The organism is Pseudomonas simiae, assembly GCF_900111895.1.
Classification (GTDB): Bacteria; Pseudomonadota; Gammaproteobacteria; order Pseudomonadales; family Pseudomonadaceae; genus Aquipseudomonas; species Aquipseudomonas simiae.
The window spans coordinates 651,729-675,333 of the sequence record NZ_FOKB01000001.1 but is presented as its reverse complement, the minus strand read 5'-3'; the positions used below and the strand labels follow the sequence as shown (position 1 = coordinate 675,333).

General features: G+C 59.4%; 27 protein-coding genes and 4 tRNA genes. 13 read left to right on the top strand and 18 right to left on the bottom strand.

Features of this window, described 5'->3' with window-relative positions; genetic code table 11:
* Positions 1–8 precede the first annotated feature (8 nt).
* Genes BMZ57_RS03115 through BMZ57_RS03100 form a run of 4 tightly spaced genes read right to left on the bottom strand, consistent with a single transcriptional unit; the run spans position 9 to position 4,576 of the window.
* Entirely contained in the window at positions 9–1,031 is a 1,023-nt protein-coding gene (locus BMZ57_RS03115; protein WP_010209108.1) for a LacI family DNA-binding transcriptional regulator, read from the bottom strand.
* Positions 1,032–1,034: 3 nt separating this feature from the next.
* Positions 1,035–2,012 carry an ABC transporter permease gene (locus BMZ57_RS03110; RefSeq protein ID WP_010209107.1) on the bottom strand — a complete coding sequence of 326 codons (978 nt, stop codon included), beginning with the start codon at positions 2,010–2,012 and terminating at the stop codon, positions 1,035–1,037.
* Positions 2,009–3,562: a sugar ABC transporter ATP-binding protein gene (locus tag BMZ57_RS03105; protein WP_069672444.1), complete on the bottom strand. Its 1,554-nt coding sequence runs from the start codon at positions 3,560–3,562 to the stop codon at positions 2,009–2,011. Before BMZ57_RS03105 ends, BMZ57_RS03110 begins: the two co-directional genes overlap by 4 nt.
* Positions 3,563–3,619: 57 nt before the next feature.
* A complete protein-coding gene (locus tag BMZ57_RS03100; protein ID WP_010209103.1) occupies positions 3,620–4,576 on the bottom strand; it encodes a sugar ABC transporter substrate-binding protein in 957 nt (318 codons plus the stop codon).
* A 553-nt stretch (positions 4,577–5,129) separates the two neighbouring features.
* Between BMZ57_RS03100 and BMZ57_RS03095 the strand changes: the two genes are divergently transcribed.
* The 3 genes from BMZ57_RS03095 to BMZ57_RS03085 all read left to right on the top strand — a co-directional run bounded on the left by BMZ57_RS03095 (position 5,130) and on the right by BMZ57_RS03085 (position 7,335).
* Positions 5,130–6,218 (top strand): asparaginase, encoded by a 1,089-nt coding sequence (locus BMZ57_RS03095; protein ID WP_010209102.1) that lies wholly within the window; start codon positions 5,130–5,132, stop codon positions 6,216–6,218.
* 171 nt (positions 6,219–6,389) lie between these two features.
* The gene (locus tag BMZ57_RS03090) at positions 6,390–6,641 is read left to right on the top strand and encodes a DUF1654 domain-containing protein (RefSeq protein WP_010209101.1); all 252 of its coding nucleotides are present in this window, start codon (positions 6,390–6,392) and stop codon (positions 6,639–6,641) included.
* A 4-nt stretch (positions 6,642–6,645) separates the two neighbouring features.
* Positions 6,646–7,335 carry an endonuclease gene (locus tag BMZ57_RS03085; RefSeq protein WP_010209100.1) on the top strand — a complete coding sequence of 230 codons (690 nt, stop codon included), beginning with the start codon at positions 6,646–6,648 and terminating at the stop codon, positions 7,333–7,335.
* Between the two features lie 30 nt (positions 7,336–7,365).
* Here the strand turns inward: BMZ57_RS03085 and BMZ57_RS03080 are convergent, their stop codons facing one another.
* Complete coding sequence (locus BMZ57_RS03080; protein ID WP_021491190.1) at positions 7,366–7,731, bottom strand: SPOR domain-containing protein; 366 nt, start codon at positions 7,729–7,731, stop codon at positions 7,366–7,368.
* 262 nt (positions 7,732–7,993) lie between these two features.
* Here BMZ57_RS03080 and csrA point away from each other — a divergent pair, with 262 nt between their 5' ends.
* The 3 genes from csrA (at position 7,994) to BMZ57_RS03065 (ending at position 9,028) form a co-directional block, all read left to right on the top strand.
* Positions 7,994–8,188 (top strand): carbon storage regulator CsrA, encoded by a 195-nt coding sequence (gene csrA / locus BMZ57_RS03075; RefSeq protein ID WP_003192511.1) that lies wholly within the window; start codon positions 7,994–7,996, stop codon positions 8,186–8,188.
* 211 nt (positions 8,189–8,399) lie between these two features.
* The gene (locus BMZ57_RS03070; protein WP_029529087.1) at positions 8,400–8,639 is read left to right on the top strand and encodes a hypothetical protein; all 240 of its coding nucleotides are present in this window, start codon (positions 8,400–8,402) and stop codon (positions 8,637–8,639) included.
* A 95-nt stretch (positions 8,640–8,734) separates the two neighbouring features.
* Positions 8,735–9,028, top strand: a complete 294-nt coding sequence (locus tag BMZ57_RS03065) for a DUF1652 domain-containing protein (protein ID WP_010209097.1) — start codon at positions 8,735–8,737, stop codon at positions 9,026–9,028.
* A gap of 19 nt (positions 9,029–9,047) precedes the next feature.
* Here BMZ57_RS03065 and BMZ57_RS03060 read toward each other — a convergent pair whose 3' ends face one another.
* The gene (locus BMZ57_RS03060; RefSeq protein WP_010209096.1) at positions 9,048–9,725 is read right to left on the bottom strand and encodes an HAD family hydrolase; all 678 of its coding nucleotides are present in this window, start codon (positions 9,723–9,725) and stop codon (positions 9,048–9,050) included.
* 207 nt (positions 9,726–9,932) lie between these two features.
* Between BMZ57_RS03060 and BMZ57_RS03055 the strand changes: the two genes are divergently transcribed.
* The 5 genes from BMZ57_RS03055 to BMZ57_RS03035 all read left to right on the top strand — a co-directional run bounded on the left by BMZ57_RS03055 (position 9,933) and on the right by BMZ57_RS03035 (position 13,522).
* Positions 9,933–10,703: an alpha/beta fold hydrolase gene (locus tag BMZ57_RS03055; protein WP_044287548.1), complete on the top strand. Its 771-nt coding sequence runs from the start codon at positions 9,933–9,935 to the stop codon at positions 10,701–10,703.
* Between the two features lie 111 nt (positions 10,704–10,814).
* Positions 10,815–11,060: a DUF2790 domain-containing protein gene (locus BMZ57_RS03050; protein WP_010209091.1), complete on the top strand. Its 246-nt coding sequence runs from the start codon at positions 10,815–10,817 to the stop codon at positions 11,058–11,060.
* A gap of 42 nt (positions 11,061–11,102) precedes the next feature.
* On the top strand, positions 11,103–11,774 hold the full coding sequence (locus BMZ57_RS03045; protein ID WP_010209090.1) for a heavy metal response regulator transcription factor: 672 nt from the start codon (positions 11,103–11,105) through the stop codon (positions 11,772–11,774).
* Positions 11,771–13,171 carry a heavy metal sensor histidine kinase gene (locus BMZ57_RS03040; RefSeq protein ID WP_042571792.1) on the top strand — a complete coding sequence of 467 codons (1,401 nt, stop codon included), beginning with the start codon at positions 11,771–11,773 and terminating at the stop codon, positions 13,169–13,171. Before BMZ57_RS03045 ends, BMZ57_RS03040 begins: the two co-directional genes overlap by 4 nt.
* A 126-nt stretch (positions 13,172–13,297) precedes the next feature.
* The gene (locus BMZ57_RS03035; protein WP_042571793.1) at positions 13,298–13,522 is read left to right on the top strand and encodes a hypothetical protein; all 225 of its coding nucleotides are present in this window, start codon (positions 13,298–13,300) and stop codon (positions 13,520–13,522) included.
* A 15-nt stretch (positions 13,523–13,537) separates the two neighbouring features.
* Here the strand turns inward: BMZ57_RS03035 and pcp are convergent, their stop codons facing one another.
* From pcp to BMZ57_RS03020, 3 genes are read right to left on the bottom strand one after another with little or no spacing between them, the layout of a single operon-like run.
* Positions 13,538–14,179 carry a pyroglutamyl-peptidase I gene (gene pcp, locus BMZ57_RS03030; RefSeq protein WP_047540622.1) on the bottom strand — a complete coding sequence of 214 codons (642 nt, stop codon included), beginning with the start codon at positions 14,177–14,179 and terminating at the stop codon, positions 13,538–13,540.
* Between the two features lie 7 nt (positions 14,180–14,186).
* Positions 14,187–15,137 carry a DUF979 domain-containing protein gene (locus BMZ57_RS03025; RefSeq protein WP_010209085.1) on the bottom strand — a complete coding sequence of 317 codons (951 nt, stop codon included), beginning with the start codon at positions 15,135–15,137 and terminating at the stop codon, positions 14,187–14,189.
* Entirely contained in the window at positions 15,134–15,850 is a 717-nt protein-coding gene (locus BMZ57_RS03020; RefSeq protein WP_010209084.1) for a DUF969 domain-containing protein, read from the bottom strand. Before BMZ57_RS03020 ends, BMZ57_RS03025 begins: the two co-directional genes overlap by 4 nt.
* 302 nt (positions 15,851–16,152) lie before the next feature.
* Here BMZ57_RS03020 and BMZ57_RS29440 point away from each other — a divergent pair, with 302 nt between their 5' ends.
* Positions 16,153–16,314 carry a hypothetical protein gene (locus tag BMZ57_RS29440; protein WP_010209083.1) on the top strand — a complete coding sequence of 54 codons (162 nt, stop codon included), beginning with the start codon at positions 16,153–16,155 and terminating at the stop codon, positions 16,312–16,314.
* Here BMZ57_RS29440 and BMZ57_RS03005 read toward each other — a convergent pair.
* Together BMZ57_RS03005 and BMZ57_RS03000 are read right to left on the bottom strand one after the other, a co-directional pair.
* A complete protein-coding gene (locus BMZ57_RS03005; protein WP_010209082.1) occupies positions 16,311–16,772 on the bottom strand; it encodes an anti-virulence regulator CigR family protein in 462 nt (153 codons plus the stop codon). The genes BMZ57_RS29440 and BMZ57_RS03005 overlap by 4 nt on opposite strands.
* Positions 16,773–17,030: 258 nt before the next feature.
* Positions 17,031–17,107: transfer RNA gene (locus BMZ57_RS03000), tRNA-Val, on the bottom strand.
* A 184-nt stretch (positions 17,108–17,291) separates the two neighbouring features.
* On the opposite strand from BMZ57_RS03000, the gene BMZ57_RS02995 reads away from it, so the two are divergent.
* Positions 17,292–18,575 carry an NAD(P)/FAD-dependent oxidoreductase gene (locus BMZ57_RS02995; protein ID WP_010209080.1) on the top strand — a complete coding sequence of 428 codons (1,284 nt, stop codon included), beginning with the start codon at positions 17,292–17,294 and terminating at the stop codon, positions 18,573–18,575.
* Between the two features lie 197 nt (positions 18,576–18,772).
* Here BMZ57_RS02995 and BMZ57_RS02990 read toward each other — a convergent pair.
* The 7 genes from BMZ57_RS02990 to BMZ57_RS02960 all read right to left on the bottom strand — a co-directional run bounded on the left by BMZ57_RS02990 (position 18,773) and on the right by BMZ57_RS02960 (position 23,427).
* Positions 18,773–18,849: transfer RNA gene (locus BMZ57_RS02990), tRNA-Asp, on the bottom strand.
* Between the two features lie 105 nt (positions 18,850–18,954).
* Positions 18,955–19,031: transfer RNA gene (locus BMZ57_RS02985), tRNA-Asp, on the bottom strand.
* 55 nt (positions 19,032–19,086) lie between these two features.
* Positions 19,087–19,162: transfer RNA gene (locus tag BMZ57_RS02980), tRNA-Val, on the bottom strand.
* A gap of 107 nt (positions 19,163–19,269) precedes the next feature.
* Positions 19,270–20,034, bottom strand: coding sequence for an SDR family oxidoreductase (locus BMZ57_RS02975; RefSeq protein ID WP_021491192.1), 765 nt, complete (start codon positions 20,032–20,034; stop codon positions 19,270–19,272).
* 11 nt (positions 20,035–20,045) lie between these two features.
* On the bottom strand, positions 20,046–21,257 hold the full coding sequence (locus tag BMZ57_RS02970) for an O-succinylhomoserine sulfhydrylase (protein WP_069672443.1): 1,212 nt from the start codon (positions 21,255–21,257) through the stop codon (positions 20,046–20,048).
* A 65-nt stretch (positions 21,258–21,322) separates the two neighbouring features.
* A complete protein-coding gene (gene purF, locus BMZ57_RS02965; protein WP_021491193.1) occupies positions 21,323–22,828 on the bottom strand; it encodes an amidophosphoribosyltransferase in 1,506 nt (501 codons plus the stop codon).
* Positions 22,829–22,869: 41 nt separating this feature from the next.
* Positions 22,870–23,427, bottom strand: a complete 558-nt coding sequence (locus BMZ57_RS02960; protein ID WP_003192538.1) for a CvpA family protein — start codon at positions 23,425–23,427, stop codon at positions 22,870–22,872.
* Positions 23,428–23,605 lie beyond the last annotated feature (178 nt).

Sequence of the window (23,605 nt, the reverse complement as noted above, 5' to 3'; positions counted from 1 at the left end):
AATTCGATTCAGCGGTATTGGGCAAATGTACCGGCGACGGGCGCCGTCGACTCGCGCAACACAATGCTCGGCGTCACGATACGTTGATCGATCGGCATGTGGGGTGTTGCAATTCTTCGCAGCAAGAGTTCGGCCGCCGTCTCGCCGAGTTGCACGATCGATTGCCCGACCGTGGTCAACGCCGGGTAGACATAACGGCCCATTTGAATGTCATCAAAACCGATCACCGACAGCTCGCCCGGCACGCGGATGTTACGCTCCGCTGCTGCGCGCAACACGCCGAAACCAATCATATCGTTGCTGGCAAAAATCGCGCTGGGCGGATTTTCCGTCAACAATTGCACGGCGGCGGTATAACCGCCCGTGCTGGTGAAGTCACTTTCCTGGGTGCGATTGGCTGCCACCGTTACGCCTGCCTCTCGCAGCGCACGGTGATAGCCCGCCAAGCGCATTTGCGCGACACGGGTATGGGCAGGTCCGCCGATGCAGGCGATGTCTCGATGGCCCAGTTCGAGCAAGTGTCGGGTCGCCAGGTAGGCGCCCTCCTCGTGGTCAATACGCACCAAATCCACGTCGATGCCATCCAGCGCCCGGTCGACAATCACCATGGGCGTACGTACCGCGCTCAATCCAGCGGCAAGGCCGCTGTCATCGCCGCCCACCGAAGTTACGATCAAGCCGTCGATACGTTTTTCCAGCAACACGCGCAAATAGTTGCGTTGCTTTTCGGCATTGTCGTCGGAGTTGCACAGGATCACGCAATAGCCGTTACGCTCGCAGTAATCCTCGATGCCCCTGGCCAACTCGGCAAAATACGGGTTGAGGCTGTTGGGCACCAACAAACCGATGGTGGCTGTGGTCTTGGCCTTGAGCGAACGCGCGACGGCACTGGGCACGTAGTCGAGCTGTTTGATCGCCGCTTCGACCTTGATGCGCACCGGCTCACTGACCGGGCGCGTCTTGTTCACCACATGAGACACCGTCGTGTAGGAAATACCTGCAAGCGCTGCCACATCCTTGATCGTTGCCATGGTTCAGCCTCGCCGACTGGCGCGCTGACTGCGGTAGGTATCGAGGACCACGGCAATCACGATCACGGCACCGGTAATGATGCGCTTCGTGGGTTCCGTGGCGCCGATCTGCGCCAGGCCTGCCGCCAATACCGAAATAATCAATACACCAAAAAAGGTACTGATCACCGAACCGCGCCCGCCCATCAGGCTGGTACCGCCGATCACCACCGCCGCGATCACTTGCAGCTCAAGGCCGGAGCCGGCATTCGGGTCCGCCGCTTCCAGGCGCGAGATCTGGAACAGCGCAGCCACACCTGCCAACAGGCCCATGAGGCTGAAGACCAGGATCTTGTAGGGCTTGGGATTGATCCCCGCCAGGCGTACGGCCTCTTCGTTGGTGCCGATACCGATCAGGTAACGACCAAATACGGTGCGCGTTAGTACAAGCTGTGCGGCGATGATCACCAGCAAGGCGATGATGAACGACGGCGAGATACCAAAGGCAATCGGATTGGACAGCCAGGCAAACGAATCACCGATGTAGGCAGTGCGCGAGCCGGTCATCTGGTACGCGACGCCACGGGCCATCTCCAGCACGCCGAGGGACACGATAAACGACGGAATGCGCCAGGCCACGGTGATCGAGCCGGTGATGGTACCGGCCAAGGCTGCACAGCCCATACCCAGCACGGCAGCCGGCAACACACTCCAGCCCCAGCCGAGGATCGCCACGCTGACGGCCGACGCCGCCAGTGCCAGTACCGACCCCACCGATAGGTCAATGCCGCCGATGATGAGGATGAAGGTCATGCCCACCGCCAGTACCATCAAGTCTGGAATCTGGTTGGCCAGGGTGCTGAAGGTGTCATAGGACAGGAAGTGGTCGCTGAGCACCGAGAACAGAGCGATCATCGCCAGCAAGGCGCCCGCCAGGCCCAGGTAGGTGCCGAGGCCGTAGAAGTTGCCGCCAGTCTTGCCGGGGGAAGTTGTGGTTTTCATGGGGTATCCCTAAGCACTGCATCGTTGAGCAGCGCATCACGTTTCTGATAGCCGGCAAAGGCGGCGGCGAGCAATTCGTCCTGGGTCCAGCTGTCGCGCTCGAAGGTCTCGATCAAGCGACCGGCGGACAACACGCCGATGCGGTCGCAGATCAGCATGAGTTCACGCAGATCACTGGACACCACCACCAGCGCTTTGCCCTGGCGGGTCAATTCGCCAAGCAAGGCATAAATATCGAATTTGGCACCGACGTCGATGCCACGGGTCGGCTCATCGAACAGCATTACCGAGCAATCGCGCTCCAGCCAGCGGCCGATCACCACTTTCTGCTGGTTACCGCCGGACAGCTCGGAGACCAACTGCGCCGGGCTGGAACTGCGGATGCGCATGGCGTCGATCTGACGCTTGGCCAAGGCGGTTTCGTCGCGGCTGTTGACTACGCCCCCGCCAGAGATCTCCGGCATGTTGCCCAAGGCAATGTTGGCACTGATGGACTGGGTCAGCAGTAAGCCTTCCCCCTTGCGGTCTTCGGTGATCAGGGCAATGCCATGACCTACCGCGTCCACGGGCGAGCGGATGCTCACGACCTGGGCCGGCGAACCGAGCGCCACAGTGCCGCTGTCGGCCAGGTCGGCGCCGAAGATCAGGCGCAACAATTCAGTCCGCCCCGCGCCGATCAGGCCGGAGATACCATAGATCTCGTCTGCGCGCACTTCGAAGGAGACGTCGCGGACCTTGTCCGAGCGGGTCAAGCCTTTCACCGTCAGGGCCGGGCCGCCGATGGTGCGTGGGCCCAGGTCAATGTGCTCGCCCAGCTCACGCCCCACCATCAGGGTGACCAGTTGCTCGCTGTTGTAGTTGGCCATCGGCTCGACACAGACCAGCTTGCCGTCGCGCAACACCGCAATGCGCTGGGCCACACGCGCCAGCTCTTCCAGCCGGTGTGAAATGTAGATAATCGCCACGCCCCGGGCCTGCAGGCGGGTGATTTGCTCAAAAAGCATCTCGACTTCGCGGGCAGTGAGCATGGCCGTGGGTTCGTCGAGGATCAGTACATGGCAGTCGCCGATCAGGTTGCGGGCGATTTCGACCATCTGCTGATGGCCAATCCCCAAGCTGCCGACCAGTGTATCCGGGTCGATAGCATCCAGGCCGACCTGGGCCATGGCCTCGATCGCAGCCTTGCGCAGTTGCTTGCGGCTGATCCAGCCACAGTGGCTGGGCAGGTTATCCAGGAACAGGTTCTCGGCGACGGTCAGGGTCGGCAGCAGGTTGAGCTCCTGCATGACCATGCGCACGCCCAGCTCTTCGGCCTGGGTGCGGCTGCCAGGGCGGAAATCCTGGCCATTGAACTGCATGTGCCCGGTGGTCGGTGTGACCAGCCCGCCGATGATCTTCGACAAGGTGCTTTTGCCTGCGCCGTTCTCACCGGTCAGCGCCAACACTTCCCCGCGATTGAGCGTCAGGGTGATGTCGGACAGAACCGGCTGGGCATAGGTCTTGCCGATACCGCTGACCGAGAGGACAGCGTTCGGGGCGGAAGATGACATAGGAAAATCTCCAGGCGCCCGCTCAGGACGAGCGGGCGCTGTTGGGTACTGCCAGGATTACTTCTTGAGGACGAGTTCGACCGGGGTTTCGATCACGCCGTCTTTGGAGTCGACTTTCTCACCCTTGACCAGCTTGAGCGCGTTCTGGATACCGAACACGGCTTGCTGGGCAGCTGCCTGGTCAGCGGTGGCGAGCACACGACCGTCTTGCAGCATCGGCTTGATGGCCTCGATGTTGTCGTAGCCGACCACCAGTACTTTGCCGGCCTTGCCTGCCGCTCGCACAGCGGAGACGGCGCCCAGCGCCATGTTGTCGTTACCGGCCAACAGCGCCTTGAGGTCCGGGTATTCACTCAGCATGGCGGAGGCAACCTTCTGACCCTGGTCAATTTCCCAGTTGCCGGATTGAGTGGAAACGATCTTCATGCCTGCAGCGTCCATCGCGTCCTTGTAGCCTGCGGTGCGCTGCTGGGCGTTGGTGGTCGTCGGCACACCTTCGATGATGCCAACCTTGTCACCCGAAGCCAGTTGCTTGGCCAGGTAGTCGCCCACCAGCTTTGAGCCCTTGCGGTTGTCCGGACCTACGAACGGGATATCGAGATTCTTGCTTTTGAGCACGTCCGGGTCGAGGCGGTTGTCGATGTTGACGACTTTGATACCCGCATCGGACGCCTTCTTCAGCACGGTGACCAGCGCCTTGGAGTCAGCGGGTGCGATGACGATCGCGTTGACCTTGGCGAGGATCATCTGGTTGACGATATCGATCTGCGCGCTGGTGTCGGTTTCGTTCTTGATCCCGTTGGTGATCATGTCGAAATCGGCGGCGTGTTCTTTCTGGTACGTCTTGGCACCGTCTTGCATGGTGACAAAGAATTCATTGGCGAGGGATTTCATGACCAGGCCGACCTTGGGTTTGGCGGCGTCATCAGCGAATGCAGAGGAGAGAGGCAGGGCAGCGGATGCGGCGGCAAGCACAGCGACAGCAAGAAGACGTCCAGCGAATGGCAGCTTCATGGGTTCACTCCGATCTTATGATTATTGTGAGCAACGCTTGCACCGAAGGGCACTTCGGCAGCCTTCCCACCCGGGTGGCTGAAACGAGCTGTCACGATACTCCAGGAGTGTTCCGTGAAACATCTCGCAAACGTTTGCGTTATTCAAACTATGAGAACCTTGTCGAGATTTGTCAACGGTTGAAAATAGCCTTTCATCTCACCCTTCCCCCGCGACAAACAATCACGTCTGTAAACATAGTGCGCGCTTGATCGTTCTCTAAAACGACAGACTGTGCTGCGTCACGCCTGCAAACCTTCACGCGGCGAGCGCCAGCTCTTTCGGACAACCGAACGCAATGTCGTCTGATGTTCGGAAAGCCGGACGCCCACCGGGTAAATCGCCATTAAATTTCAATATAATTTGTTATAAATCAAAGATTTAATTTGTAAATGGATTCACGCTCAGCATGGTACAAATCCTGCTCTACCCCGTTACCTCGCGGCATTCAGTATCGCCCGGGTGTTCTAGATGAACCTGCTACAGCACTCATCAAAAACCAGAGAGAAAAATAATGAAATCTGCACTGAAAAACTTTGTTCCGGGCGCGTTAGCCCTCCTGCTGCTGTTCCCCGTTGCCGCCCAGGCAAAGGAAGTTGAATCCAAGACCAAACTGTCCAACGTGGTGATCCTCGCCACCGGCGGCACCATTGCCGGCGCCGGCGCCAGCGCGGCCAACAGTGCCACCTACCAGGCGGCCAAGGTCGGCATCGAGCAATTGATCGCCGGTGTTCCTGAGCTTAGCCAGATCGCCAACGTGCGCGGCGAGCAAGTGATGCAAATTGCGTCCGAGAGCATCAACAACGAAAACCTGCTGCAGCTGGGTCGCCGCGTCGCCGAATTGGCCGACAGCAAGGACGTGGACGGCATCGTGATCACCCACGGTACCGACACCCTGGAAGAAACCGCCTACTTCCTGAACCTGGTGGAAAAAACCGACAAGCCAATCGTGGTGGTCGGCTCCATGCGCCCAGGCACCGCCATGTCGGCAGACGGCATGCTCAATCTGTACAACGCCGTGGCCGTGGCCGGCAGCAAAGATGCACGCGGCAAGGGCGTGCTGGTCACCATGAACGACGAGATCCAGTCGGGTCGCGACGTCAGCAAGATGATCAATATCAAGACCGAAGCGTTCAAGAGCCCATGGGGCCCACTGGGCATGGTGGTTGAAGGTAAGTCCTACTGGTTCCGCTTGCCTGCCAAGCGCCACACCATGGATTCGGAATTCGACATCAAGAACATCAAGAGCCTGCCCGATGTCGAGATTGCCTATGGCTATGGCAATGTGAGCGATACCGCCTACAAGGCACTGGCTCAAGCCGGCGCCAAAGCGATCATCCACGCTGGCACCGGCAATGGCTCTGTGTCCTCCAAAGTCGTGCCCGCACTGGTAGAACTGCGCAAACAAGGTGTGCAGATCATTCGTTCTTCCCACGTGAATGCCGGCGGCATGGTGTTGCGTAACGCCGAACAGCCTGACGACAAATACGATTGGGTCGCGGCCCTCGACCTCAACCCACAGAAAGCCCGCATCCTGGCAATGGTCGCCCTGACCAAGACCCAGGACAGCAAAGAGCTGCAACGGATGTTCTGGGAATACTGATTCCTAGCCGCGTCCTGTAGGAGCGAGCCTGCTCGCTCCTACAAATCCCCGCCCCCGCCCTACACGAAATTGCCTGATTTGCTGTCAGACGGACTTCTTGAAGTTTAAGCAGTTGCGAAAACGCCTACAGTTAAATACTGTATGTGCGTACAGCATATTAAGGAATACTCCGTGGCAAAGTCCTCTTCCGCAGCGCCAACCCCGCCCGATGCCTACGAACGCCTGGCTGTTCGTGTGCAAAAGATCATCAATTCGACCAACGCGCAGAAAGCCAAGGCGGCCTTGATCTTCCGTTTGCCGGAAGAGCCTGAGGATGAGTGGGCGCGCTTGCTGGAGGAAATCGCTGAAAACGACAACGTCACCCTCGCCTATCGGGACGACGGCGGTGTACAGATTTTCTGGGTTGTACCGAAGGAAGATTGATTCAATGAGTGTCCGTTTTATCGCTGTGTGTTGCCTGTTTCTCACCTTCACCGCCCACGCCCAGGCGCCCCGAACCTTCAGTGAAGCCAAGAAAGTCGCCTGGAAGCTCTACGCCCCACAATCCACCGAGTTCTATTGCGGTTGCAAATACACCGGCAACCGTGTGGATTTGAAGGGCTGTGGCTACATCCCACGCAAAAACGCCAACCGCGCCGCACGCATCGAATGGGAGCACATCGTTCCAGCGTGGCAGATCGGGCATCAGCGTCAGTGCTGGCAGGATGGCGGGCGCAAGAACTGCACGCGTCACGACGACGTGTTCAAGCGCGCCGAAGCCGACCTGCACAACCTGGTGCCGAGCATCGGCGAGGTCAATGGGGACCGTAACAACTTCAGCTTTGGTTGGCTGCCGGTGCAAAACGGGCAATACGGCTCTTGTCTGACCCAGGTGGACTTCAAGGCCAAGAAGGTCATGCCGCGCCCTTCCATTCGGGGGATGATCGCCCGCACGTATTTCTACATGAGCAAGCAGTACGGCTTGCGCCTGTCAAAACAGGATCGCCAGCTATATGAAGCCTGGAACAAGACTTACCCGGTGCAGGCCTGGGAGCGTCAACGCAACCAGACCGTGGCGTGCGTGATGGGGCGTGGCAATGAATTTGTCGGCCCGGTAAACCTCAAAGCCTGCGGTTGAACGTGGGCGGGGCGCCCGCCCACGTGGCCCTTATTGGGCGGCACTGTGCTCAATGATTTCTGACACAGTGTCGGTTTTTTTGGCGCGGGCCATTTTCTCGTTGAGCAGGGTCTGTTTCGCCTCGGCTTCAGCCTTGGTTGCGAAAGGCCCCAGCAGGACTTCGTCCTTGCCATCCACTTTCACGATGTAAAAATTGAAACCATGCTCCAGCAGCCAGGCCGTGAGGTCGGTGATCGCCTGCAACTTGTGGTCCGGCGGGCCTACCCGAACGTCCCATTCCTGGGCGGCAATCGCACCGGTCTGGGGCTGGCTTTCGGTCACGGCAGGCTTGGGCTTGGGCGCATCGACGCTTTTGCCTTCACCGCAACCGGCCAATGCCAACACCGCAATTGCCATCGCTACTTTACGCACTGCCCTGCTCCTTAAAAGATAAAGAGGCGACTTTATCATTCACTGTCTATTCTGGCCGTCATAAACGTTGGCTTAAACAATGCGAATCATGTATCGCAGACCTGTATGATGCCGCCATGGGAATTAATGTCGCCTCTATGCGTCCTAAAAGAGGCAGTCACAGGGAAGCGCTTAGCAGTAAGCTACACACATCCGACACCTGCCCTGTCTGAAACATGTGTCCTTAAAAGTAATCAAGGAGAAGTCCATGCTTATACTCACCCGCAAAGTCGGTGAAAGCATAAACATCGGTGATGACATAACGATCACCATCCTGGGCGTAAGCGGCCAGCAAGTACGAATCGGCATCAACGCCCCCAAAGATGTTGCCGTGCATCGCGAGGAGATCTACCAGCGCATCCAGGCTGGCCTGACTGCACCGGACAAAAACCAGACGCCTTGAAGCGCCCTCAGTAGCCAGCCTTTTCGTTCACTGTAATGGCTGGCGAAAACTTCTTCGGATTGCTCTGATCTTTGTTGCGTGATAGACGTCGCCAACGTGTTCATCTTCGTGGAAAGATGAAACTGTCTTCACGCCTGGAACTAGTTGTTTCATTCGCGGCCGAATCCCCTGACTGACACTCAGCCATCCATGTGCATTCAGGAGCACGTCGATGAGGCCCACGACCGCACCGCCTTTTTCCTACATTTCTTGGATAATTGCCCTATTGATCGGGTTGATCGTTGTGGGCCTGGCGTATGGCGTGAGGCATGCAATCGAAGGCACCGACTCCAACACCCCCCACTCCTGGCTGAACCTGACACTGCTGCTCGGCGGCTACCTGCTGCTGTTCTGCCTCCAACCCATCCAGAAAGCCGTGCAGCGTAAGTTGTGCCGGCAAGCGGCCCGTTGAAGCGGCACCATTCGCTATCAGATCGCCGGTATTTACAGCACCACAACACGACCTATGCTTGGGCGTGCATGATCAGGAAAAGGCACTGACGCAAGATGGATACCCTGAGCAAATCCCAGATCGAATCCGCACTGGCAGCACGGCTGCCCAGCTATCAGGTGACCTGTACGTTACATGCGGATGGAACCCTTTCGGTCGTGCTCAGCGGGCCGGAAACCGACCATTTTGCAATTACCGGGATCGTGCGCGCGCATTACCGCGGAGCCGAAGCGATCGCAGGGCTGGCCAATGAAATACTCAGGGAGATGGTGCAGTCACGCAAGAGCATGAGGAATGACCGGATGCAGCCGCCCGATCCATCCAGCGCAGAACACGGCCGAGACCGTTAACGGGCTCGGCCTTTTCGCGTCAGCCCGCCGCGTTCTGCACGTACAACAATCCTTGTGCGTCACGCCGTACGTTTAGCTGCTCGTACCCGTCAATCGATGGATGCTCGGTAACCATTGGTGTGTGATGTGTCGAGGTCACGACCATCACATCCGCCTCTGCGGCCTCTCCCGCACGGATGCCTACCGTCGCATCTTCAAACACCAGGCACTCTTGCACCGGCACGCCCAGGCGTTGCGCGCCCAGCACGTAGCAGGCGGGGTTCGGCTTGCCGATGGCAACATCTTCGGCCGTCACCAGTACCGCCGGCGGCGCAATGCCCGCCGCTTGCAGGCGACGCAAGGCCAGCTCCCTGGGTGCTGAAGTAACCAGTGCCCATTGATCGCCCGGTAGGCTGTTCAGAAACGTGACAGCACCGGGAATCGCGACAACGCCCTCGACATCATTGAGCTCCGCCTCGGTGATCCACCGCGCCTCAGCCTCGGGATCGACGCCGGGGAGTGCCTGGCGGGTGATGGTATCGATCGCGCGGGCACCGTGAATGGTCTTCAAAAACGCCCGCACATCCAGACCATGGCGTTCAGCCCAGATGCTCCACACTCGCTCGGCGGCAGCAATGGAGTTGAGCAACGTCCCATCCATATCGAACAGAAAGGCACGGTAACGGCGGTTGTATACGGCTGAACCTCGGATGGACACTGCGCGGCTTCCTCATGGACGGAGACAAATGATGGGCCCAACGCAATCTACGGATCACCTCGTCGCTTGTAAACGCTCCCGACCCGATTGCATTACAGCTTTGTAATCAAACGGTAAGTCTTGTCACCACCCTCACTTCATACAGTGGAGTCGTCAGTCACCCACACCGGATGACGCCACTTCCTACTGATGAAAAGGGTCTTCACCATGAAACCTGCAAGCAAACTCTGCCTGATCGCCGCCACGCTGCTGATGCTGGGCACTGGCACCGCCATGGCCGGCACTGTCGCGCCGGTCAAAGCCAATAATGTAGTACTGGTGCACGGTTCCTGGGCTGACGGCTCGAGTTGGTCCGAGGTGATTACCCGCCTCCAGGCCGCTGGGCTGCACGTCACTGCCGTGCAGAACCCACTGACCTCGGTGGCCGACGATGTCGCCGCCACCAACCGTGTGCTGGATCAGCAAGACGGCGCTACCGTGTTGGTCGGCCATTCCTACGCAGGCACCGTGGTCAGCGACGCCGGAGTCAACCCGAACGTCAGCGCCCTGGTCTACGTGGCCGCCCGGGCTCCAGATGCCAACGAAGACTTCGTTGCACTCTCGGCCAAGTACCCGACCATGCCTGTGCGCGCCGGCGTCGAAGATCACGGCGGCTACCTCACCCTGAACCAGGACGCCTTCCTCAAGTATTTCGCCGCCGACGTGCCGCGCGCCAAAGCCATGCAGCTGTATGCCGTGCAGCAACCCATCACCAAGACGCTTTTCAGCGGCCGCACCGTCAATGCCGCCTGGCACACCAAGCCGTCTTGGTACGCGGTGTCGGCGAATGACCAGACTATCAACCCGGACCTGGAGCGCTTCCTTGCCAAACGCATGAACGCCACCACCATCGAGTTGCCATCAAGCCACTTGTCGCTGGTATCCCACGCCAAGGAAATCACCGACCTGATCCTCGAAGCCTCGGGCCGCCAGCCTTAAGCCTTGCATTACACACTTGTCATCATCCTGTTGGTTGGCTGTTCGGGCCCCCTGGTTACTGTGAACTCACTGCCATGACCTGGCAGCCAACCCATTAAGAGAGATACCGCCATGAAACTGTTTATCTTCGGCGTTGCCGCGTTGCTCGCTACCGGTTCCGTGTTTGCCGCCGAGCCCGTGATCCACGATAAAACCGGCTTTTTCGTCCACCTGGACGTGGCAAAAGTCCTGTCGAGCACCGACACCTACGGCCAATGCGGCATCGTCCCCGCACGCCTCAACTACCTCGACAGCCAAGGCCGCGAACACGTGCTGGACTACCAGGTGCAGGGCATCGGTTGCGCCAGTGACAATTGATCGGGCTACACTTGCGCCACGCATTGAGACAGGGCATTTCCCATGAACATTCTCGTAGTCGAAGACGAACCCAAGGCCGGCAATTACCTGCTCAATGGCCTGCAGGAACTGGGCTATTCCGTGAGTCTCGCCCGCGACGGCGTGGACGGTCTGCACCAGGCCCTGGAAACCCCGTTCGACGTGATCGTGCTGGATGTGATGATGCCAAAAATGGACGGCTGGGAAGTGCTGCGCCGCCTACGCAAGGAAGCTGACACGCCAGTACTTTTTCTGACTGCACGCGATGACATTGCCGATCGTATCAAGGGACTCGAACTGGGCGCCGACGATTACCTGATCAAGCCGTTCTCCTTCGCCGAACTGGTAGCACGCTTGCGTACCCTGACCCGTCGCGGCCCGAGCCGGGACGAGGAACAGCTGCAGATCGCCGACCTGCAAATCGACGTGCTGAAGCGCCGCGTTACCCGCGCCGGCACGCGCATTACCCTGACCAATAAAGAGTTCGCCCTGCTGCATCTGTTCGCAACCCACCAGGACCAGGTACTGTCCCGCTCGCTGATCGCCTCGCGGGTGTGGGACATGAACTTCGACAGCGACACCAACGTGGTGGACGTCGCCGTGCGGCGCCTACGCTTGAAAATCGACGACCCGTTCCAACTCAAGCTGATCCACAGCGTGCGCGGCATCGGCTACCGTTTCGATACCCAGCCATGAACACACGTCGCCATTACTCCCTGACCCTGCGCCTGGCGCTGATCTTTGCCCTGCTCGCCTTCGCCTTGCTGGCAACCCTGGGTGTGGCGTTGTACCGCGAGCTGGAGCGCGAGCTGATCATGCGTGACGATGCCGCCTTGATCTATCGCATCGACCAACTGCGCAACCTGCTCAATGACAGCAACACCCTGGACCTGATCAAGACCAAGCCGGAACTGTTCCAGAACATGCTGGGCAACCGTGAATCAGTGCTGAGCATCGCCGCGCCAGGGCAACAACCGTTGCTGACGGTCAACCCCGGCAATATCAACCTGCCCTCCGTGCCCCCCGTCCCGAAGAACCACAAGCTGACGTTTGCCGATGTGCACCACTTTCCCGGCATCAATGGCGTGCCCTTCGCGACCGTCGCCGCGTCCATCGACTCCGGCGACCTGGGCAGCCTGCAGGTCACCACGGGGCGCCTGATGACCGAGCGCACCGCCGTGCTCGCCAGCTACCGCTTGAGCGTTTATATCCTGGCGAGCATTGCCGCAATCATCCTGGCCGTGGTCGGTTACCTGCTGGTTCATCGTGGGCTTTTGCCGCTGCGCCGTCTGGCCCGACACGCCCAGGGCATCGGCGTCGGCAACCTCGCCGAACGCCTCGACAGTCACGGCGCGCCAAAAGAACTGCTGCCGATGATTGATTCGTTCAACACCATGCTGGAACGGCTGGCCAAGGGCTTTGTACAGCTGGGCCAGGTGTCCACCGACATGGCCCACGAACTGCGCACGCCGATCAACAACCTGCTGGGAGAAACCCAGGTCGCCCTGCAACAAAACCGCAGCATCGAGAGCTATCAGCAACTGTTGGCGTCCAACGTCGAAGAACTTGAACGCCTGGCACGGATGCTCGACAACATGCTGTTCCTGGCCCGCACTGACCCCGCCAGTGCCCTGCGTCAACGCCAGGAACTGAATGCCGCGGACGAAGTGGAACGCATCGCCGAGTACTTTGAAGGCCTGGCGGGGGATGTGGATATCAGCATTCATGCTGAAGGCGACGGGGTAATCTGGGCGGAGCCGATGCTGCTGCGCAGGGCCCTGGCGAACTTGTGCGCCAACGCCATCAAATATGGTGCGCCGGGTACTGTGCTGCAGATCCGTGCGGTTCCAAGTGCCGAGGGCATTCACCTGAGGGTCAGCAATCGAGGCGAAACCATCGCCGCCGAGCACTTACTGCGACTGTTCGAACGGTTTTACCGGGTGGATGAGTCACGAGAACGTTCGGCGCAGTCCAATGGGCTGGGCTTGTCGATCGTGGCGACCATCATGCAGCTGCACAATGGACGTTACGACGTGAGCAGCGAGGCAGGGGTGACATGTTTTGAGTTATTCTTTCCGAAACGGGAAGACTGAGCGTCAAAACGCCCGGTGTTATTTTGCAAAAGTTTGTCGCTTACTGTTTGACTGAAGCCGCACTAATCTTTCTTCCCAAGGGGCTCAAGGCAGAGCCGGCAACCGCCAAAAAATGGAGATTCGGGAATGGAAATACGATTAGGTTTACTGGAAAAGGGGCTGGCTGAAATGAATGAAAAGCTGATCAGCGTTTCGAGCAAGGCAGACGCCATGGATAAGCACTTCGCGTCCAAGGCAGACCTGGCAACCACTGAAACGAACCTTATCAAATGGTACGTGGCCACCGCATGCGCAATGACAGGCCTAGCCTGCACGATCACCTTCGGGCTCACCCGACTGTTTGCAATGTGAGACGCGTCGGGCCGGTCAGCTGACCTGCCCGCCCGCTTCTTTGACATCCACCGGTGTATGCCAAGCTGTCAGTACAGCCGCCTGCAATCCCGCAACCATTGCATCCAGTGCCATCGAGGGCCGCTGCGAACCCGCCACCTGTTCCGGCAGAAACGGTACGTGGATAAACCCACTGCGTACCCCAGACCCTGCGAGCGCATGCTGCAGCAGATAAAAAACCTGATTACACACGAACGTCCCTGCCGTCTGCGATACCGAGGCCGCGATTCCCGCTTCACGCACGGCCTTGACCATCGCCTTGATCGGCAGCGTCGTGAAAAAAGCCGCCGGGCCGTCAGCCACGACTGCCGTATCGATAGGCTGCTCACCCAGATTATCGGGGATGCGTGCATCATTGATGTTGATCGCCACCCGTTCGACTGAGATATCGCTACGCCCCGGCCCCAATCCGGTGGCGATCACCATCGCCGGGTGCAACTCGTCGATCAGCCGGGTCAGGCATTCACCCGCCGTGGCAAATGCACAAGGCAGCCGGCGCGCAACAATCTTCACGTCGCTTCCCAACTGCACGCCATCCAGTTGGCGCACAGCTTCCCAGGAGGGGTTCACCTGGTCTTGATCAAAGGGTTCGAAACCCGTCAGCAGTACAATTCGCATCCTGGCCTCACATCAACAGGTAGAGCAGTACAATATTGACCACCAGCATCATCAACGCAGTCGGCAACTGCGCCTTGATCACCGCGTTCTTGTCCGGCAGCTCGAGCAATGCCGCCGGCACGATATTGAAGTTGGCGGCCATCGGCGTCATGAGGGTACCGCAATAGCCGGAAAACATGCCGATCGCCGCCATCACCGCCGGGTTACCGCCGTAGATACCGACCAGCACCGGCACGCCGACGCCGCCCGTCATCACCGGGAAAGCCGCAAAGCCATTCCCCATGATCACCGTAAACAACGCCATGCCCAGTACATAGACCATCACCGCCACCAACTTGAAATCCAGGTTGATATAGGTGGTGGTGACATGCGCGACTGCCGTACCGACCCCAGCTTCGTTAAACAGTAAGCCCAACATTGCCAGCATTTGCGGAAGCACCATAGCCCAGCCAAGTGCCTCAGTCAGACGACGGGATTCACGCAAGGCTTGCACCGGCGTATCACGGGTCAGCCAGCAGGCCAGGCCGAGAGCGATCAGGCAGCCGATGCCGAGTGACACAAAGGTGGTGTTTTTCGGGTCCAGCAGCGGGACACCGCCGATCTCTGTGTGCTTGAGCAACACCGAACCGATGACGGTGGTCAGGGGAATGGCCAACGCCGGGATAAACAGCTTATGACCCAGGCGACCGGCACTGGCACGGGATGCCTTGTCATGCAGTTCGACATGTTTGCCACGACCGACGCCGCCCATGCCGGCGATCAGTGCCATTACCACGATGCCTGCGCCGATAGCCACCGACGGCAGACGCTCACCGATCAGGAACGGAATGGCGAACAACAGCCAGAACAGCGCAGTGGACCAGCGCTTTGGATGGGTTCGGTCCATCACAATCATGCCCGCCGTGATCAGTAGCAGAACGCCAGCCAGCCAGTACAGGTATTGAATGGAAATAATCATTGCACAGCCTCCACCGAGGCGGCGGCAGGCGTCATCTCACGGGTGAGTCTTCGGTCGAACCGATGCAGGCGGATTGCGTGGATGATGAAAGCGCAGATTGCCGTCGGAATCCCCCATACCGCAATGTGCAGTGGCTCCACATCAATCCCCGAGCCAAGCAGGAAGGTGTGCATCAAGGCAATCGCGCCAAAGGCGACAAAGATGTCTTCACCAAAGAACAGGCCGACGTTGTCCGTCGCGGCGCACATGGCCAACACCTTGTGACGCAACTTGTCCGGCAGCTTGCCGTAGCGTTTTTCCGCCGCGCCCTCGGCCATCGGAGCCAACAGTGGCCGCACCATCTGCGGGTGTCCACCCAGGCTGGTCAAGCCCATGGCGGCCGTGGACTCGCGCACAAACAGATAGATGATCAACAAACGCCCCACCGTGGCGCGCTCGAACCGCGCAATCCAGTTCTGCGCATGCAGGCGCAGCCCATGACGCTCCAGCAGGCCGATGACCGCCAGGGGCAACAGGAGGATCAATTGCAGGGCACGGGTCTGAAGGAAGCCATCGCCCATGGTCGCGAGAATTTTTTCTAGAGGGAAATGGGCAGCAAGCCCGGTAGCGATAGCGGCGGCGGTGACCACCAACAGCGGGTTGAAGCGCAAGACAAAGCCAACCACGATCACAAGTACGCCGATCAACGGCCATAAGTTCACAACAGTTTGCATGGCGTGAGGTCCTTAAATGCGCGCTGCGGCGCCATTACAGCAGGATGTGAACAACGGGTTCACAGCAAGAATGGGCGTGCAGTCGGCTCGGTTTTTTATTGTTGACCCGAAAGGTCGAGCGTCAGTGGCGGCAACTTTGCTGCCTGGGGCGGGAGGTGTCCAACAAGAAAAATTGTTGCTGCGAACCAATAAATTTTGTCGGTGATTGAAGCGTTATGGATTGTTCTGGAGGGAAGCGGCTGAGGCTGCCGCCCCACCAAAAGGGGCCTCGTCCTTCGGGGTGCGTCGGCATCACTGCCCGCATGCTTGCCGTGGCAATCTTCAAACCGCTGTCCAGCTGGCTCAAGCCCCCGCGCCACGAAGGTGAGACACCCGACAACGTGGCGCGGGAATTCCGTAATAAAAGCCTGCTCGCCACCCAGAAAGACCCTGGCGAGGAGAGAATCGAACCCTTATCGACTTAATCGAACGCTCCGTTGAGCACCTCGTAAATGATGCCTGAGGCGATGGCTACCAGTATCAAATCAGTGCCCGCTTGTTGCCACTCGTAGCCGTCGTAATGGGGCAACCTGCCCAGCAACCGGCCATCCAGCTTTTTGGCGATGCCAGGTGGAAGCGGCTTTCCTCTAGCGAGATTCTTCTGTATTCCGGGTGGCAGTGAAGGGCCTGGGCGCCAATAGTCACGATAGCCACCGATCACGCCCAGCACACCGCCCCGGTCAATGCTGGGCCCGTGATCCCAATCACTTGCGCTGGAACCTTTCCCCTTGTTGCCCTGGTTGCCATGGCCTTGGCCGCCTTGTGAATTGCCTTTCCCATTGCCTTGGCCTTTACCGTTGCCAGGATCGGCCAGGGCCGTCACCGAACCCACGGCCAATACAAGACAGGTAACCGCGGATACAAGCGAGCGAGCTTTAAACATGATCGTCTTCTCCGAAAGGGAACTCCCCCTTGAAATGTAGACGGGATTGCCGATTTTAGTTCCGCATTTCCGACCCTATTCGCTGCGTCCGGCAACCGGAGGGCAGCGCCTGACTGCAGATCATCCTGCACGTCGTGTTCTTTACTTTGGCGTTCTGAGAGGGGTGTCTTGCAAACGTTCTGAAGAAATCCAGGACAACAAAAAAGGGCCCACCTTTCGGTGAGCCCTTCTAGACCGCCCAGCAGAGCGGATTTTGTTTGGTAGGCGCGATTGGACTCGAACCAACGACCCCCACCATGTCAAGGTGGTGCTCTAACCAACTGAGCTACGTGCCTGCTGTGAGGCGGCATTCTACGGAATTCCGGAGGGGTGTCAACATCTTTTTTGCAGCTAACCCTATGAATATGCGAATTTTTTATTTGCGGGGAGCACACCCGTGAATTTCGGGTGGCTGGCAGGCAATTTTCAACTCAGGTAGGATCGACGCACTCGTAAAAAATATAAAACAGAGGTTCCAGGATGGCGAACACCCCCTACCCCCAGTCGTATTACGCCGCTTCCGCGAATGCCGTTCCGCCTCGCCCGGTACTTCAAGGCGAAGTCGAAACCGATGTGTGTGTGATCGGTGCCGGCTATACCGGCCTCTCCAGTGCCCTGTTTCTGCTGGAGAACGGTTTTCGCGTCACCGTGCTGGAAGCCGCCAAGGTGGGGTTTGGCGCCTCGGGCCGCAACGGTGGGCAGATCGTCAACAGCTACAGCCGTGATATCGATGTGATCGAGCGCAGCGTCGGGCCCAAGCAAGCGCAACTGTTGGGCCAAATGGCGTTTGAAGGCGGCAAGATCATCCGCGAGCGAGTAGCCAAATATCAGATCCAGTGCGACCTGAAGGACGGCGGCGTATTCGCCGCGCTCAACAGCAAGCACATGGGCCACCTGGAGTCGCAGAAGCGTCTGTGGGAGCGTTACGGCCACACTCAACTGGAGCTGCTGGACGAACGCCGTATCCGCGAAGTGGTGGCCTGTGACAACTATGTAGGTGGCTTGCTGGACATGAGCGGCGGGCATATCCACCCGCTCAACCTGGCACTCGGCGAAGCCGCGGCCGTGGAATCCCTGGGTGGTACGATCTACGAACAATCGGCGGCAGTGCGGATCGAGCGCGGCGCAAATCCAGTGGTACACACCGCGCAGGGCAAGGTCAGGGCCAAGTTCATCATCGTCGCGGGCAATGCCTACCTGGGCAACCTGGTGCCGGAGCTGGCGGCCAAGTCGATGCCCTGCGGCACGCAAGTGATCACTACCGCTCCTCTGGGTGACGAACTGGCAAAAACCCTGCTGCCGCAGGATTACTGCGTCGAAGACTGCAACTATTTGCTCGACTACTACCGACTCACCAGCGACAAGCGCCTGATCTTCGGCGGTGGCGTGGTGTACGGCGCGCGCGACCCGGCCAATATCGAGGCGATCATCCGTCCGAAGATGCTCAAGGCTTTTCCGCAACTCAAGGATGTGAAGATCGACTACGCCTGGACCGGCAATTTCCTGCTGACCCTGTCGCGCTTGCCGCAAGTGGGACGCCTGGGCGACAACATCTACTACTCACAGGGCTGCAGTGGTCATGGCGTAACGTACACACACCTGGCGGGCAAGGTACTGGCCGAAGCGCTCAGAGGCCAGGCAGAGCGCTTTGATGCGTTTGCCGACCTGCCGCACTACCCGTTCCCGGGCGGGCAACTGCTGCGCACGCCCTTTGCGGCAATGGGTGCCTGGTATTACGGGCTACGCGACAAATTGGGATTCTGACTCGGAACCGGTAGCCCGCTTGCGGTCGATGGCGATTTAACTGACGCCATCGCCCGCAATCAGGATCCCACGGGTCGCATTATCAAATCGCAGGCACAAAAAACCCCGGTCTTTCGACCAGGGCCTTTGCTATCGGATCAAAGTAGCCAGAGGCTTGCTTTGTGCTTCAAGGCGTTCAGTGGGCCTTGAGGCAGATATGGCGCAGCGGACGGGACTCGAACCCGCGACCCCCGGCGTGACAGGCCGGTATTCTAACCGACTGAACTACCGCTGCGTATCGCTTGACCGGCTGTGCGTAAAGCCTCAACCGTCTTTAAACATCTGATCGTTCAGCCTTGACTGTTCAATCTCAAGCCTGACGAATCAGACCTGGAAAATATGGCGCAGCGGACGGGACTCGAACCCGCGACCCCCGGCGTGACAGGCCGGTATTCTAACCGACTGAACTACCGCTGCGCGTCGGTGCAACCTTTAACGTTGCGTCTTGCCCTGAGGCAAAACTCTCAAGAAGTGGTGGGTGATGACGGGATCGAACCGCCGACCCTCTGCTTGTAAGGCAGATGCTCTCCCAGCTGAGCTAATCACCCTTTGCTTCGTTGAGGCCGCGAAATTTACGCAGGTAACGGACCTAAGTCAATAGCCTGCTTGAAGTTTTTCTGAAAAAGACAAAATTGCTTCAAGACGGCTACCCACCCTACTCGCTGTAAATCATCTTCTTGCTCATGCCACCGTCCACGACAAACTCTTGCCCGGTGACAAACCCCGCCTGGCGCGACAGCAGCCACGCCACCATCGCCGCCACGTCTTCTACAGTCCCCACCCTGCCCGCCGGATGCTGAGCGTGATCGGCATCACTCAACGGCGCAGCGCGGCGCGCAGCAGGGTCGCGCGCATCGATCCAGCCGGGACTGACCGCATTGACCCGCACTTCCGGCCCCAGACTCATCGCCAAGGCATGCGTGAGCGCCAGCAGGCCACCTTTGCTTGCCGCATAGGCCTCAGTGTCCGGCTCAGACTGGCCAGCCCGGGTCGATGCCAAGTTGACGATGGCACCACCATGGGCACGCAGGTAAGGCGCGCAATGCTTGGCCAGCAACATGGGCCCACTGAGGTTCACGGCGAGCACCCGATTCCAGTAAGCCAGGTCGAGGCTTTCCAAGGTGATGTTGCGAGGGTCAGCCACCGCGGCATTGCAGACCAGCGCATCCAGGCGCCCAAACTGCCCCAATACCTCGGCGACCCCCTGGGCCACCTGTTTTTCGTCGGCCACGTCCATGCTGATGAACCAGGCGTTTTCGCCCAGCACCTTGGACACCTTGGAGCCGCGCTCGCGGTCCAGGTCGGTCAACACCACCTGCCAGCCTTCGCTGATCAGCCACGCGGCAATGCCGAGGCCAATGCCCCGCGCCGCCCCCGTCACCAGCGCGACGCGCCCATTGCTGGCTGCCGCGGCTTCCATGGACCACTCGATCACAAGGCCGCCAGCCCACGAGCCAGGTCAGCTTGCAGGTCAGCGACGTCTTCCAGGCCCACTGCAATGCGGATCAGGCTGTCACGGATACCGGCCGCTTCACGCTCCTGCGGCGCCAGGCGCCCGTGGGAGGTGGTGCTCGGGTGGGTAATAGTGGTCTTGCTATCACCCAGGTTAGCGGTGATGGAAATCAGACGGGTCGCATCGATAAAGCGCCAGGCGCCCTCTTTGCCGCCCTTCACTTCAAAGCTCACGACGGCACCGAAACCACGCTGCTGGCGCTGGGCCAACTCATGTTGCGGGTGGCTCTTGAGGCCGGCGTAATGCACCTTCTCGATACCGTCCTGCTGCTCTAGCCACTCGGCCAGGGCCTGAGCGTTGGCGCAGTGGGCCTTCATCCGCAGGCTGAGGGTTTCCAGGCCCTTCAGGAAGATCCAGGCGTTGAACGGGCTCAAGGTCGGGCCAGCCGTGCGCAGGAAGCCGACGACTTCTTTCATCTGCTCGCTGCGCCCCGCAACCACGCCGCCCATGCAACGACCCTGGCCGTCGATGAACTTGGTGGCCGAGTGCACGACGATGTCCGCGCCCAGCTTCAACGGCTGTTGCAGCGCCGGAGTGCAGAAGCAGTTGTCGACCACCAGCATGGCGCCCTTGGCATGTGCCACTTCGGACAATGCGGAGATATCCACCAGCTCGGCCAATGGGTTGGACGGCGATTCGACGAACAGCAACTTGGTGTTGGCCTTGATCGCCGCATCCCAGCCAGACAGGTCCGCCAGGGGCACGTAGTCCACTTCGATGCCGAAACGCTTGAAGTACTTTTCGAACAGACTGATGGTCGAACCGAACACGCTGCGCGACACCAGCACGTGGTCGCCGGCACTGCACAGGCTCATCACCACCGCCAGGATGGCCGCCATGCCGGTGGCCGTGGCCACTGCCTGCTCAGCGCCTTCCAGCGCTGCGATACGCTCTTCGAACGCGCGCACAGTCGGGTTGGTATAACGCGAATACACGTTGCCCGGCACTTCGCCAGCAAAGCGCGCAGCGGCGTCGGCAGCGGTACGAAACACGTAGCTGGAGGTGAAGAACATCGGATCACCGTGCTCACCTTCCGGGGTGCGATGCTGGCCAGCGCGCACAGCCAGGGTATCGAAAGCTACGCCATCGAGGTCGCTGTCCAACCGACCGGCATCCCATTCCTGACTCATGCTGCGACTCCTTACTCAATTCTTTATTTAAGATACAAAACCGGCCCCTCAGGGCCGGTTGTCACTCAGTTGTTGTACAGGTCGATGATCGCGCTGACCGCCTGGGTCTTGATCTTCGAGGAGTCGTTGCGCGCCTGCTCGATCTTGTTCAGGTAGGTCTCGTCGACATCACCGGTCACGTACTTGCCGTCGAACACGGCGCAGTCGAACTGGTCGATCTTGATCTTGCCACCGCCAACCGCCTCGATCAGGTCCGGCAGGTCCTGGTAGATCAGCCAATCGGCGCCGATCAGGTCGGCCACGTCCTGGGTCGAACGGTTGTGAGCGATCAGTTCATGGGCGCTCGGCATGTCGATGCCGTAGACGTTCGGGTAACGCACGGCAGGCGCTGCGGAACAGAAGTACACGTTTTTAGCACCGGCTTCGCGGGCCATCTGGATGATCTGCTTGCAGGTAGTACCGCGCACAATGGAGTCATCCACCAGCATCACGTTCTTGCCGCGGAACTCCAGCTCGATGGCGTTGAGCTTCTGGCGCACCGACTTCTTGCGCGCAGCCTGGCCCGGCATGATGAAGGTACGGCCGATGTAGCGGTTCTTCACGAAGCCTTCGCGGAACTTGACGCCCAAGTGGTTGGCCAACTCCAGCGCAGCGGTGCGGCTGGTATCCGGGATCGGGATCACCACGTCGATGTCGTGTTCAGGACGCTCGCGCAGGATCTTCTCGGCCAGCTTCTCGCCCATGCGCAGACGCGCCTTGTACACCGAAACACCGTCGATGATCGAATCCGGACGCGCCAGGTAGACGTGTTCGAAGATGCACGGGGTGAGTTTCGGCGCCACGGCGCACTGACGGGTGTGCAGCTTTCCGTCTTCGGTGATGTAAACCGCTTCGCCTGGCGCGAGGTCGCGGATCAGGGTGAAGCCCAGCACGTCCAGGGACACGCTTTCGGACGCGATCATGTACTCGACGCCTTCGTCGGTATGACGCTGGCCGAACACGATCGGACGAATGCCGTGGGGGTCACGGAAGCCGACGATGCCATAACCGGTGACCATGGCCACTACCGCATAACCACCGACGCAACGGTTATGCACGTCGGTGACGGCAGCGAACACATCTTCTTCGGTCGGCTGCAGCTTGCCGCGCTGGGCCAGCTCGTGGGCGAACACGTTGAGCAGCACCTCCGAGTCGGAGTTGGTGTTGACGTGGCGCAGGTCAGATTCGTAAATCTCCTTGGCCAGCTGTTCAACGTTGGTCAGGTTACCGTTGTGCGCCAAGGTGATGCCGTAAGGCGAGTTGACGTAAAACGGTTGAGCTTCGGCCGACGTCGAGCTACCGGCAGTCGGGTAACGCACATGGCCAATGCCCATGTGCCCGACGAGGCGCTGCATGTGACGTTGGTGGAACACGTCACGCACCAGACCATTGTCCTTGCGCAGGAATAACCGGCCGTCGTGGCTGGTCACAATACCGGCAGCGTCCTGGCCGCGGTGCTGGAGGACGGTTAGCGCGTCATACAGCGCCTGATTGACGTTCGACTTACCGACGATACCGACGATGCCACACATGCGACGCAACCCCTACTTAATGAATCTTGACTGAACACAGCTTACTGAGGCGTTTTGGCCGGTAAGAGGTGTTCCTTGAACGGAAGATCAGCGGGTACGCTGATTCCGCTGGCCAGCCACTGACTGCTCCACCCCAGAATGAGGTTCTTGGACCAATCTGCAACCAATAGAAATTTTGGCACGAGTACCGACTCCTGCCACCACGAATCCTGCTGTACCGGCCCCAGGCTCAACAGCCCGACCGCCACGACCACCAGCAACGCGCCACGCGCGGCGCCGAAGGCCATGCCGAGAAATCGATCGGTCCCGGAGAGGCCGGTGACACGTATCAACTCGCCAATAAGATAATTGACCATTGCTCCCACCAGCAGCGTGGCGATGAACATGATGGCGCAGCCCGCGATGACGCGAGCCGAAGGTGTCTCGATGTATCCGGCCAGGTAGACCGACAATGAACCGCCGAACATCCAGGCTACGACTCCTGCGATGATCCAGGTCAGCAACGACAGTGCTTCTTTGACGAAGCCGCGGCTTAGACTGATCAAAGCGGAGATGGCGACGATTGCAACGATCGCCCAGTCAACCCAGGTAAATGGCACGTTTGAGCCTACGGACAGATAAGGCGGCGCATTTTAGCAGAGCGTCGGGCTGTCGGTAAGCTGTGATTGTCAGTGCCTTGCAAATCAGTCAGTTGGGGCGAGCGAATCCGATCTCAAGCCCACCACAAAACAAATGTGGGAGCTGGCTCGCCTACGATGGGGCGGGCACATTCAACAT

Bases quoted from the DNA above. Each gene is read 5' to 3' on its own strand.
- BMZ57_RS03115 (WP_010209108.1), bottom strand. From the start codon at position 1,031: ATGGCAACGATCAAGGATGTGGCAGCGCTTGCAGGTATTTCCTACACG.
- BMZ57_RS03110 (WP_010209107.1), bottom strand. From the start codon at position 2,012: ATGAAAACCACAACTTCCCCCGGCAAGACTGGCGGCAACTTCTACGGC.
- BMZ57_RS03105 (WP_069672444.1), bottom strand. From the start codon at position 3,562: ATGTCATCTTCCGCCCCGAACGCTGTCCTCTCGGTCAGCGGTATCGGC.
- BMZ57_RS03100 (WP_010209103.1), bottom strand. From the start codon at position 4,576: ATGAAGCTGCCATTCGCTGGACGTCTTCTTGCTGTCGCTGTGCTTGCC.
- BMZ57_RS03095 (WP_010209102.1), top strand. From the start codon at position 5,130: ATGAAATCTGCACTGAAAAACTTTGTTCCGGGCGCGTTAGCCCTCCTG.
- BMZ57_RS03085 (WP_010209100.1), top strand. From the start codon at position 6,646: ATGAGTGTCCGTTTTATCGCTGTGTGTTGCCTGTTTCTCACCTTCACC.
- BMZ57_RS03080 (WP_021491190.1), bottom strand. From the start codon at position 7,731: ATGGCAATTGCGGTGTTGGCATTGGCCGGTTGCGGTGAAGGCAAAAGC.
- csrA (WP_003192511.1), top strand. From the start codon at position 7,994: ATGCTTATACTCACCCGCAAAGTCGGTGAAAGCATAAACATCGGTGAT.
- BMZ57_RS03070 (WP_029529087.1), top strand. From the start codon at position 8,400: ATGAGGCCCACGACCGCACCGCCTTTTTCCTACATTTCTTGGATAATT.
- BMZ57_RS03065 (WP_010209097.1), top strand. From the start codon at position 8,735: ATGGATACCCTGAGCAAATCCCAGATCGAATCCGCACTGGCAGCACGG.
- BMZ57_RS03055 (WP_044287548.1), top strand. From the start codon at position 9,933: ATGAAACCTGCAAGCAAACTCTGCCTGATCGCCGCCACGCTGCTGATG.
- BMZ57_RS03050 (WP_010209091.1), top strand. From the start codon at position 10,815: ATGAAACTGTTTATCTTCGGCGTTGCCGCGTTGCTCGCTACCGGTTCC.
- BMZ57_RS03045 (WP_010209090.1), top strand. From the start codon at position 11,103: ATGAACATTCTCGTAGTCGAAGACGAACCCAAGGCCGGCAATTACCTG.
- BMZ57_RS03040 (WP_042571792.1), top strand. From the start codon at position 11,771: ATGAACACACGTCGCCATTACTCCCTGACCCTGCGCCTGGCGCTGATC.
- BMZ57_RS03035 (WP_042571793.1), top strand. From the start codon at position 13,298: ATGGAAATACGATTAGGTTTACTGGAAAAGGGGCTGGCTGAAATGAAT.
- pcp (WP_047540622.1), bottom strand. From the start codon at position 14,179: ATGCGAATTGTACTGCTGACGGGTTTCGAACCCTTTGATCAAGACCAG.
- BMZ57_RS03025 (WP_010209085.1), bottom strand. From the start codon at position 15,137: ATGATTATTTCCATTCAATACCTGTACTGGCTGGCTGGCGTTCTGCTA.
- BMZ57_RS03020 (WP_010209084.1), bottom strand. From the start codon at position 15,850: ATGCAAACTGTTGTGAACTTATGGCCGTTGATCGGCGTACTTGTGATC.
- BMZ57_RS29440 (WP_010209083.1), top strand. From the start codon at position 16,153: ATGCTTGCCGTGGCAATCTTCAAACCGCTGTCCAGCTGGCTCAAGCCC.
- BMZ57_RS03005 (WP_010209082.1), bottom strand. From the start codon at position 16,772: ATGTTTAAAGCTCGCTCGCTTGTATCCGCGGTTACCTGTCTTGTATTG.
- BMZ57_RS02995 (WP_010209080.1), top strand. From the start codon at position 17,292: ATGGCGAACACCCCCTACCCCCAGTCGTATTACGCCGCTTCCGCGAAT.
- BMZ57_RS02975 (WP_021491192.1), bottom strand. From the start codon at position 20,034: ATGGAAGCCGCGGCAGCCAGCAATGGGCGCGTCGCGCTGGTGACGGGG.
- BMZ57_RS02970 (WP_069672443.1), bottom strand. From the start codon at position 21,257: ATGAGTCAGGAATGGGATGCCGGTCGGTTGGACAGCGACCTCGATGGC.
- purF (WP_021491193.1), bottom strand. From the start codon at position 22,828: ATGTGTGGCATCGTCGGTATCGTCGGTAAGTCGAACGTCAATCAGGCG.